Consider the following 10,998-nt stretch of genomic DNA (forward strand, 5'->3'; position numbering starts at 1 on the left):
CATGCTTTAAAACTTCTACCTCTAAAGCAAACACATAAAAAGCTGCACACATGATGCAGCTTTTTTTGCAAAATTTCCTGATTGCTCTTTTGTATCATTGTCTCTCATATCAGATAACTTCGCCAGTCTATAATCCTTCAATACTCCCCTTTCAAAAAACATAAGGAGTTGCTCATCGCTGCAAATAGGCATTGTGCTTATTTTGAAGAGAGCTCTGTAAACTTCCTTTCTCAACTGATTATCAAGAAAAACTAGACAAAGCGCGGGATATCCCATAAATACGCAGAAGAAAATTGTACCTTTAGCATCTTGGGGAGGAGCACTGTGACAAAGAAAAAATCCATGATTTTCGTCCAAATAGGACTTTTCCTTGTTTTGGGCTTTAGCAGCTTTGCCGATGAAACAGCGCAAGTTACATTTGCTCTCCACTTAGCAGAAAGCACAGCTTCTATTTCAATGCTCCTTTTTGCAGGGCTTATCGGGGCAATTTTTGCCGGACCAATTGCACCACGCCTCTTGCATCGCTTCCAACCAGCACGAACAGTACCCATTGTTTTATTGTTTGAAGCACTCTTTATAGCCACAGCTGCAATCGCCAACCAATTTTGGATTTATATTGCACTTTCTTTCGCACTGGGTTGTGCTGGTTCAATCTTTTGGTCCGCAATCCTCGTTTCCGTCCCAGAATTTGCAAACAATGATCAGCAACTAGACCGTATAAACCGCGTTATCCAAACAGTTCGTAATCTTGGTTACATTGCTGGACCACTCTTAGGGGGGGTGTTGTATGGAATATCAAACGGGCAAAAAGGATTGTTTGCGCTGTCAATCATGGTTCTTTTTGCCACCTTTATCACTCTCTTCTGTTTTAAAAGTTTAAAAATTCATACACAAACGACAAACACAACGCAAAAAAGCAAAAAAGGGCTAGACTTAAGAGGCCTCTTGCGTAAAAAAAATGTTGTCTATGCTCTTGCACCCCTCATCATTACCATCATCCTCACCTCTGCTCTCAACGTCTTATCGATTGTCCGCATTCGTACCGATCTCAACTTAAGCGCTGAAACCTATGGGATAATCACAAGCATGGTAAGTCTTGGCCTCGTGGTTGGTCCACTCTGTTTCTCCAGCCTTTTTCATCGCTTTGGCAATGCCGCTGGTGCATCACTTGCCGCTACAATCATTGGATTTGCAATTTTCTGCTTTTCCCTCACACAACTCATATGGCTGATGATGCTGTCATTTTTCATCCTTGGGAGTGCAAACGGCGTACAAAATGCTCTAATGGCAAGTTTTATGATGAAAGCCATTCAAAAAGAACAGCGAAACAGTCAAATGCCCGCTTATCTCTTCATCATACAAACATCCGTATGCCTTGGCTTTATAGGAGCCGGTTTTGTCCATGTTCATCACACACAATACACACTCTTTGTCATCGGCATCGCCACAATGATCGCAGGCATATTAGGTTTTATTTTGAACAGTGCCGTACAAAAAAAGGAACAGAGAGAATTTGAGAATGGTTAGTGGACTCGGCTGTTTGTCCAGCCAGCAAACAATGCCCCAAAAATGGCATGACAATCACCACCTGATCAAATCATTGTATCTCTCATGCAACCCCATACCAACCCAATAGGACTTTGATAAACCACTCTTTAATGTAGAGCAACTAACAACCCTCCCCAAAACTTGATATTTTAAAGCAAAAAAACAATAACATCATGCAACAAGATCCTATAGGCTTAAACTTTTACAATGGAACAGGCGGCTATGTGTGGCAACTGGCAGACTATATGCGACATGATTGTCATGAGAGCTCCCATACACTTGAATTGCAAAAACCAACACCACCCATAGCCATCAATTCTTTCGCTGTCTATCCACGTGAACTCAATCCTTTATCACGCGTTCAATGGGTAAAGGACGTACAGATAACGAGAAATAAACCAGCTTTAATTGGAAAACGGCAAATACAACCTGCAACCGTTGTTTCTACAAAAGGAGCGGCATTTGGCGGATTCGACTTTCCCACATTTGAAGCACTTCGTGAAGGCTGCCTTGTCCAATCACTGAGAGAAATACAACTCAATGGTACTCTTCTTACCTCTGGAAGTCTTTTGATATCACTTTTACGACACGGTCTCATCAAAACAGATCAAAAAGCATTTTCAGAAAATGATGCAACCGCTCTTTTACGAGAGCCAACATGTATTATCATAGATTCTTCTCTTGGCACTCTTGCCATTAATCAACTCAATGGGCGTACAATCCGGCTTCATGAAAAAACAAAACATCTCTTGAAGCAAGCCACCACACCAATACGTATTCAATATCCGCTAGAGGATTCAATAAAGTTTTTTGTAAAAGCAGGAATGCTGCGATTGATAAAATTATAAGGATAAAAAGATGCAGCTGATAAGACCTGGCATGGGAACAGAAAATAGTGCTCAACTTATCCATGCGCTTATTCAAATGGCAAGACCGCGCACAGTCATTGAAATCGGTGCTGGTGATAGTACGCGCTTTATCGCAAAAGCACTTCAAAAAGCGAAATTATCATGGCAACAAGATAAAAAGCTTTTAGAATCCTCCACTTGGGAAGAGCGCACAGCTTTGCTTGATCCTTCAGGAATTCCTGAAAATTACGAACCACAACTGATTACAATTGATGATTTTACAGCCAAAGGTCAATCAGCAGAAGAAGTATGGCAAGAACTTCTTAAAGATGGCATTAAAAAAGATACTGTAACATTTATCAATGAGAATTTCTTCTCTCTTGATGAAAGCACCCTCAAATCTTGGGGACCAATAGATTTTGCTTGGATCGATGCTGGAACTCCAGCAGATGATGTGCGATTTGTTATAACCCTTTGGGAACAAATCACTCCTGGTGGTTATCTTTGTTTGCATGAACCAACAATGACAACAACAATTGCTCTCAATGGGGCACAACGGGGTCAAAGTGTCAGAACTCCTTTGTGGGAAGAAATCCTCTATCGGCTTGATGGCTCCTATGAGGCTTTAACACTCCCCGAAAACCACAAATATCGCCAAAGTGGTCTGGGGATAATTCGCAAACGCACCTCTGCCGAACAAATTGTACGCGCACAATCGCTACAAGCAGAACTCATAGAAATCAATGAACTGCCCATTCGCAATGATCTTTTGCCCATGGGAAAAGAAACCCTTCGCAAACGCGATACCCGCAATTCACTAATCTCTGCCATGACCTCACCTACACTGCGCGCTGTTTATGCCGCCATTATCCTTGGTGCGAAAAATCTTTCCGAAGTCCTCAAACATGTCGATTCAGATGCGAAAAACATTCACAAATCCATCAATCGCCTTTTGAACCTCGGACTTATTCACAACACAACAGAAGGATTTCAAGCCGAAGAAACACTGTGGAAAATGCTAGAAAATAAACATGAGCGGAATAGGGAAAATTTAAGCGACCGCCATTTAGAAACAGAAGAGATGCTATCAAAAATTGCACAAGCCTTTCAGAAGGAAAAAATCTATAGCGAAACGGAAGTTTCCAAGATATGCAACCTCTTTACGATAGACTTTGCCCGATTACGACGCACTCTTGTTGAGAGGGGTTTTTTACAACGCCATGGAGGCAAATATCAACGCATGCGCTAAAAGAGAATTGAAAAATGTTAGCGAACTCTATCGTTTTTCTTCTATATTTCAAGAGAATGAATAACCTTCCACTAAAAAAATATAATTTCATTAAAAGGTTATAAAATCATTCATCTCATTCATATGTTGACAATCTATGGAGGGGTTAGTACATCCCCTTTATAAAGGATACAATGGAAAAGCAAGAATACGGGGTGCCAATTGGTTATCAAATAGGATTAGAAACAGTCAAAATCACCAGAAGAAGATATGGGATCAAGGTCTCAATGATCTTACCGATTATTGCGCAAACATCAGGAAACAGTGTTGTTACTCAACCCAAATCATGCTCGATATTTCTAAAAACATCGTAGACAAACAAAAAATAACATTCTTGCAGTGGACTGACTGATGAATTGATAAAGAGACTATTTCAACGAAATGTGCACAGCGGAAACAGGGCTGACAAAACTTCCTCAACAGATACAACAAAATGTATTTGATCATTTAACGGCACTTCTATGGAAATTCCATGGGCAAAAATAAAATTCCTTTTTTCATCTATAGCACAGTTTTTCTTTCTGAATTTTCCTTTTTCTTTGTACTCCCTCTGATTGGAAACTCTTCTCTCATAACTGCTGCCAATGTTGCGTTTTATCTCTCTGGGTCGGTAATCCTTGAAAGCATTCTCATGGTAACCACAACAAGTTTATTAGAAAGACTTTCTCGTAAACTCTTAATGGCTACCGCCTTTATTTTAAGGAGTAGCGCTTTTGTATGCGTTATCCTATCGCTCATGCCTTCTGCATGGTTGACCTTTTTTACCTTAATGGCTTTTTCGAAAGCAATTTCAAAGCCATTTTTGAGAGAAATTTTATCAGAACATCTCAAGGGAAGTGCTCTTAAGCGCGCATTAACTCTCTATTCGTTTTTTCAAAACGCTGCGGTCGTTATTGCCCCTCTTGTTGCAATGATTGCCATAAAATATAACGCATCAACTTTTTTAATGGCTTTTTTTGCACTCCTTGGTTTGTATCTTTGTGTTCTATCTCTCAAAATTGTTTATCATTACCCGCATAAAACATTATCTCTTGAAAAGGATAAAAAAACAAAAAAAGCTCTTCTTTTTTCTTTAAAAACAATAATACATAATCGTTCTATTGCTTATTTGCTGGTCACGGCTTTGCTTTGTACATTTCTCATGGGAATTTTCATCACCACCACAACACTTCTCAATAAATTTGACAGCAATCTCGCCCCTTATAGTGGAATTTTCTTTTCAATTGTTGGCATCAGCATTTGTATCTGGCAGGGAGTAATCAATAAACATCTCACCCTTTCCGATAAAGCAACTTTTTATCTGCTCTGTTTTATGGGAAGTTTCTCCTCATTTTTCCTCATGGGTGGGGTCTTTACCGCTGTAACCGCATTAATTGCCTACAGTGTCTATGAATCTGTCATGGTTCCAGAAATATATTATCAAGCAGGGAAAACAACCGTATCCCTCTCTGCCAGTGTTCTTTTTAGTTATATTCTTGTTGTTTCAAATATTGGCCAAGCCGCCGGCTCATGGACAAGTGGATGGATCATCAGCTATTTCAACAGTCATATCGCTTTCATCTTTTGCATGATTGTTGGTGCCTCCGCCTTTGCCTCTTGCCTGTGCCTCATACAAACTAAAAAATAAGCAGCTTCCATGTCACATATCATTTTTGAAAACCAGTAGCACAACAAGAGCACCCAAAACACTTCGCCATAAATCACTCAATTATGGGGCTGTAACACACTCTGCGGCAAAGAACCTCAAAACGGTCTTTAAAGATTGTTCTGTAAGCCCTATTGCCAATTGCCTCACAGCTTAAAGGATTATGGAGCGGATTTTTGTTTTCCCATGAAGTTTGTCACCTTTTTAAAATAACATATTATCCATTCGCCTCTATGGTTGATCTTGAGACTTTGAATTCAGCTATCGAAGAATTTTCTATCGATACCATCATATGCCTACCAAGTTTTGCGGATAAACTTATTACCATATCTTGAGAAAAAAATTAAATCTCTCAAAAAACCTATTTTCTCTTGGAGAAGCCTTTCAAGCTTAAATCTGTGTTGAAAATAAAAGACATAATCCCTGAATTGCATATTAAGCCTCTTAGCTTTACCACCCAAGAAACTGGTCCAATAGGATTCCAGTGTTACAAGATTGCCAATGTTTTTTAGACAAACAGTAATGTTTACATTTTATAGGACACATTCAAGCGAAAACACATCCTGAAAATGATGCCTAAAAACAATGAATGAAGAGTATCCTTTTTTATCCTGATGATGCTTCATTACTTGAGCGCATCACAGGTGAGAGTGTTCATATTGCATAGGATCAATCATATAACTGTGGAACACCACGAACATACCTTACACCTGAAAGGAAGAACACCAACCTTTTATAATATTATGGGCGCTTTAACTTCTATTCACGATTTAACAAATGTCTTGAATCTTCAAGATTGTACTCTTTCGGCAAAAGACCATGCAACGCATTATCGTGAAAAAATTTGAACACGGGTGGATAGAGTTTTATTGTTCATTAATTCACCTGCACACCCTTAAAAGAAGCGCTCTTTTATCATCGCTCTCATCCTCTTATTTGATAAAAGAGGGTATCAATAAAGCGCAATTTTTCCATATTTGCTTTATGCGGAAATCTCAATTTGTTCGCTCCTCAAGCTCTGAAAAAATACCCCCCCCAAATAAAATCCTTTTTTCAAACTTCTCAATATCCTATAGTGCCTGATAGTGATTTAGTGGAAATTAAATAAGCTAAGATTGCAACTTCCCACAAGCGTTCTTGCGCTTGATTATTATTGCCCCCATACGCGCTTTTTCATTTTTTTCAACGTCCATCAACACAGTTGTCCTTGTCATAATCGCATTTTGAAGGGGATAAACAAACGATTTTTGCGGCTTTTTTCACCAAATAATTCCCATGAAGAGAAGATAGAGATGCATTTTGTACTGGTGGAAGCCTCAACCTTTGACTTGGCTAGACTTATAGAGGCAGCAGAAACGCTCGCACTTCACTTACACCTCCTCACCCATAATAAAGATCTCTATTTTTATGAACTGGATTATATTAAAAGCGTGCATCTCAGTGTTATTGAACGCGATACATTTCATCATGCGGAAATGATAACCTATTGCCAAAATTTAAAAAACTTTAGTGGCATTCTCAATCTTACAGACACGTGGGCGACAAGTGTCAACGAAATCTCCGCCCAGTTGGGATATAAAACCCAAAATGCCTATGCGATAAATATCTGTAGAGACAAAGCTTGTTTAAGAAAAATCCTCTGTGAAAAAGGTCTCACAAAAGGACAAATAACTGTTATTGAAAGTGAGGCTTTCCAAGCCACACACAAGCTCTCCTATCCTGTCATTCTGAAAGACCCACAGGGAACAAACTCAAAAAACGTATAGTTTGCAGAAAATAAAACGGAATTTACCGCAATCATGGAATTTATAAAAAACCATACTTCCCTCAAAAAAAATCTCATTGAGACCTTCTTTACAGGCACACTCTACAGTGCTAAAACCATTAGCTATCGAGGGAAAACAAAGCTTCTCGCCCTCTCAAGCAGGGTCATGTCAGACATGCCTGACTTTAAGAGACTTGCAACAACTTTCCCTTAGACAAGAACATTGCACAATTACAGGGAATAGAAGAAGGGATTAAAAATATCCTAGCAGCTGTTTCCTATCATGGGAGCTTTGCACATACGGAATTTATCATCACTGAAGGGAACTTCTTTAAAGTTGTTGAATAAATCCACGCTTAAGAGGCGTGCAAATTGGTGAAGCACTCTGCCAAACTTTTAACACCAATATCTACAAAGGATTTTTAGAATGTGCACTAGGAAGAGAACCTAAATTATTTCAAAAAGAACTGATCCCCAAACCTTTATCGGTCAAGCACTTGTCTATGCAAAACAACAGGTAAATTTCAGCAAATGCGCTTGCAACATGCAAGGAGCAAACAAGCTATTCTCTACCCATTCCCTTACAGGGAAAAACTCTGAATTTGAGAGAGCAATCTGCGTGCGCTGACATTTTATTGACCTCAGGAACAAGTTCAGAAACGGCTCTGTTAAATGCACTTTCTTAAGCAAAAAAAGTAAATCTTGTGGTGGCAAAATAAAATGGTGCGTAAATTCTTCACTTTCAAGGCAAGCATAAAACTCATCCTCATAACAACTTTACTGAGCAATATTGGGATATTTATGGTTGTCCCTTTTTTGGCGATTTACTTAAATAAACTTAACTCTCTCAGTACAACAGAAGTTGGAATCATCATCGGAGTAGCTTTTTTGTGCAAAAAGGCAGGCTCTCTCTTAGGAGGGTTGCTCTCCGATTATGTCCATGTAAAAAAAACAATGCTTTTAGGTCTAGCAACACGAATCCCTGGCTATCTCATCATTGGTTTTACGCATAATTTTTATATCCTCCTCCTCTCTTGCGCCTTCATTGGTTTAGGAAGCAGTCTATACACTCCTGCTGCGAAATCTTTTTTAGTAAGAAATGTTTCGAGAACTGAAAAAGTGGATGCCTTAGCAACAAGATCAGTCTTTGTTAATATAGGGGTCTCTATCGGTCCCTTGCTTGGAATGTTGATTTTTAAAATGCTCCCCTCCTTATTATTTAGTTTCGTTGGATTGATCTTTTTTTTATTATTTCTTCTGAACTGCACCTTAAAAGAAAGATCTAATACTAACAAATTGGACAAAATAAATTTTTCTGATTTTAGAAAGTTGCTCACCAACAAGACCATGCTTGGCGTTTCGCTTTTTATATTCTTGTTTACCTTTTTTTATATCCAACTCGAAAGCACCATACCTGTATTCAGTGATCAGGTTTTTGAAGGAAGTGCTACTTCTTTTATTTTTGTCTTGAATGCTCTCATCGTGATCTTTTTCCAAATGTCTGTTTCCAAATGGGCATGTAAAGAAAACTCCAAAACGCCCAAAGTATTATCCTTTGTTTTGTTTGGAATCTCATTCCTCCTCCTCCACGCTCTTGAGCATTCTTATTTTTACCTCTTCTTCGCGATCATCCTCTTTTCCTTTGCTGAAATCGTGATCTACATACGCCTCGATTATGAGGCCACAAATATAGATGAACGCTTAATCGCTAGCACATTTGGAATCATGAGCTTGTCCAGTGCTTTCGGAGGCATGGCAGGAAGTTATCTTGGCTCCCTCTTCTACAACCAAGAATTTTTTGGATTATCGGTTTGGCAGATCTTGAGTATTGCCTCTCTCAGTACCGCCCTCCTCTCTCTCCTCACACTCAAAAATTCAGCAAAAAGGTAAGTTGATGAAAAAGCATATTATCCTCTTCACCCCCCATCATGCCATGATTGATTGCACATCACTCAACGATATCGAGATGACAATTTCGGACAAACCTAAAAATACCCCCCTCTCCACTTATATGAAGCAAAACTCTCTCTTTCTTTTTGCTTATCATAATGTATCTTTTACGAAAAAAGATCATCAGCGCCATCCATAGCAAGAATAAACAGCCATAATCATCATAACATTGACGTTCTCATAACTTTGCCCCCAAAAGCTCTTCCACAAGCATCAGAATTGTCCAGACTTTAAAGGCTTAAAACATTATCATGGAAAAACAATGGAACAAATACAAAAATAAATACGCAATGCATTTATTCCTTTCTGATCATGCAGAGTATTCTCTCAAATTTTCAAACATGCAAAGTGAGTTGACGACGAATAGACTCCTCGATAAACTCATTGAGATCAGCTTAACTGATAGCTTCATTTTGGAGAAAGAGGGGTTGTACACAAGAGAAGCATTTTGGGGGGACCATCAGCGCTTCCAATCACATTCATCCCCATATTAAAGCCATCACAAACGCGTATTAATTCTCAAAGCCTGTAATTTATAGAGCAGGACCAATATTTTAAAGAATATCTGTAGGGAGCATGATCATGCAAAAGGTGGATTCCTATACCAAATCAGAAAGGTATGTCATATATACCGTAATTATTTCCAGCATACTTCCCTTGCTGGATGGAAGCATTGTTAATGTCATCCTTCCAGACCTTGCTTTTTATCTTTCAGTAGAGGAAAATAATATACAATGGGTTGTAACATCCTATTTTCTTGCCACCGTGCCAGGATTGTTGATAGCAGCTTTTGTGCAAGGAAGAATAGGTATCAAAAGAACTTGGTTTCTTGCAAGCTTCATTTTTATGCTTGGATCACTGGGGGTAGGATTAAGCTATAATTTTCCAACCATTATATCTGCCCGTATCGTTCAAGGTTTCGGGACCGGTCTTTTGCTGCCCCTTAGCCAAACCATCATTGCCTTACAATTTGGACAGACACGAGTGCGCCAAGCCATGGGCACCATAGCCGTACCAACAGTTTTCGCTCCTGCCTTTGGTCCGCTGGTGGGTGCCTCACTTGCTCAGTATGTCTCTTGGCGTTTGTTATTTTTTATCAATATTCCGCTCATTTTATTGGCGCTCACCATTGGAGCGAAACACTTAAAGAGCAACGAAACAACAAAAACAAAATTTAACTTATTTGCATTTTTAGCGTTTTTCATATCGCTTATTTCATTTTTTTATCTCACAGAAGCCAGAAATATAAAGAACAACACCTCCGTATATATCCTAGCACTTATAGCGGTGATATCTCTCATATTGTTCATTGTTTCTAATCAGAAAGCAAAAAACAAATTAATCGTCTTTAGCGGATTTCAAAATGTGCGCTATACATTACTCATGATCATGGGGCTTGTTGCTTCATTTCTTTTTTATAGCTTCCTCGTTTATTTCCCACTAGCCGTTGCCATGGAACAAGCCCATGAAAATAGCCTTCTCATCATCGGCGCAGTCCTTGCTTTGCAAGGAGTGGGTGCATGGATCGGAAGGAAATTTATTTACCAAAAATGGAAAGAAAAATCTCCCTTTTTCATGATAGGAATTGGTTTGGTGATATCAAGCTTTGGATTATTATGCTTCGGCTATAATATAAGCATGGATGGGCTTGGATTCTTGCTAAGAGGCATAGGGCTTGGCATCACCACCATTGTCTGCCTTTCCGCCCCTATCCAATATGTCAACAGTTTATACGTCAAAGATACAGCAGTTATCACACGCATATTACAGCAAATAGGCGGAGCTTTGGGGGGTGTATTCGCTGGCTTTTTGATCCATTCGCTGACAGAGGAATATCTTTCCCTCAATCAAACATATCTCATATTCTTTATATTCTCTATCGCTGCATTTTTACTGTTTTGCCTCGCACTCTCCTTATCGCATAAAGAGAAGGGCTCCGATTTATGATATGCTT

General features: G+C 39.1%; 7 protein-coding genes. All 7 read left to right on the top strand.

Annotation, left to right across the window (positions count from 1 at the left end; all coding sequences use genetic code 11):
* Positions 1 to 324: 324 nt before the first annotated feature.
* The 7 genes from ACFIKD_RS08280 (at position 325) to ACFIKD_RS08310 (ending at position 10,991) form a co-directional block, all read left to right on the top strand.
* A complete protein-coding gene (locus ACFIKD_RS08280) occupies positions 325 to 1,527 on the top strand; it encodes an MFS transporter (protein WP_375636684.1) in 1,203 nt (400 codons plus the stop codon).
* A gap of 194 nt (positions 1,528 to 1,721) precedes the next feature.
* Complete coding sequence (locus ACFIKD_RS08285; protein WP_375647721.1) at positions 1,722 to 2,396, top strand: hypothetical protein; 675 nt, start codon at positions 1,722 to 1,724, stop codon at positions 2,394 to 2,396.
* A gap of 10 nt (positions 2,397 to 2,406) precedes the next feature.
* A complete protein-coding gene (locus ACFIKD_RS08290; RefSeq protein WP_375647722.1) occupies positions 2,407 to 3,645 on the top strand; it encodes a DUF2087 domain-containing protein in 1,239 nt (412 codons plus the stop codon).
* A gap of 511 nt (positions 3,646 to 4,156) precedes the next feature.
* Positions 4,157 to 5,311 carry an MFS transporter gene (locus ACFIKD_RS08295; protein WP_375636689.1) on the top strand — a complete coding sequence of 385 codons (1,155 nt, stop codon included), beginning with the start codon at positions 4,157 to 4,159 and terminating at the stop codon, positions 5,309 to 5,311.
* A gap of 1,310 nt (positions 5,312 to 6,621) precedes the next feature.
* Positions 6,622 to 7,095 (top strand): hypothetical protein, encoded by a 474-nt coding sequence (locus tag ACFIKD_RS08300; RefSeq protein WP_375636693.1) that lies wholly within the window; start codon positions 6,622 to 6,624, stop codon positions 7,093 to 7,095.
* 719 nt (positions 7,096 to 7,814) lie between these two features.
* The gene (locus ACFIKD_RS08305) at positions 7,815 to 8,984 is read left to right on the top strand and encodes an MFS transporter (protein WP_375647724.1); all 1,170 of its coding nucleotides are present in this window, start codon (positions 7,815 to 7,817) and stop codon (positions 8,982 to 8,984) included.
* A 642-nt stretch (positions 8,985 to 9,626) separates the two neighbouring features.
* Entirely contained in the window at positions 9,627 to 10,991 is a 1,365-nt protein-coding gene (locus tag ACFIKD_RS08310; protein ID WP_375636696.1) for an MFS transporter, read from the top strand.
* The last annotated feature ends 7 nt before the right edge of the window (positions 10,992 to 10,998 follow it).

It is taken from the genome of Bartonella sp. CR84HXZ, assembly GCF_042194535.1.
In the GTDB taxonomy this organism is placed as follows: Bacteria; Pseudomonadota; Alphaproteobacteria; order Rhizobiales; family Rhizobiaceae; genus Bartonella; species Bartonella grahamii.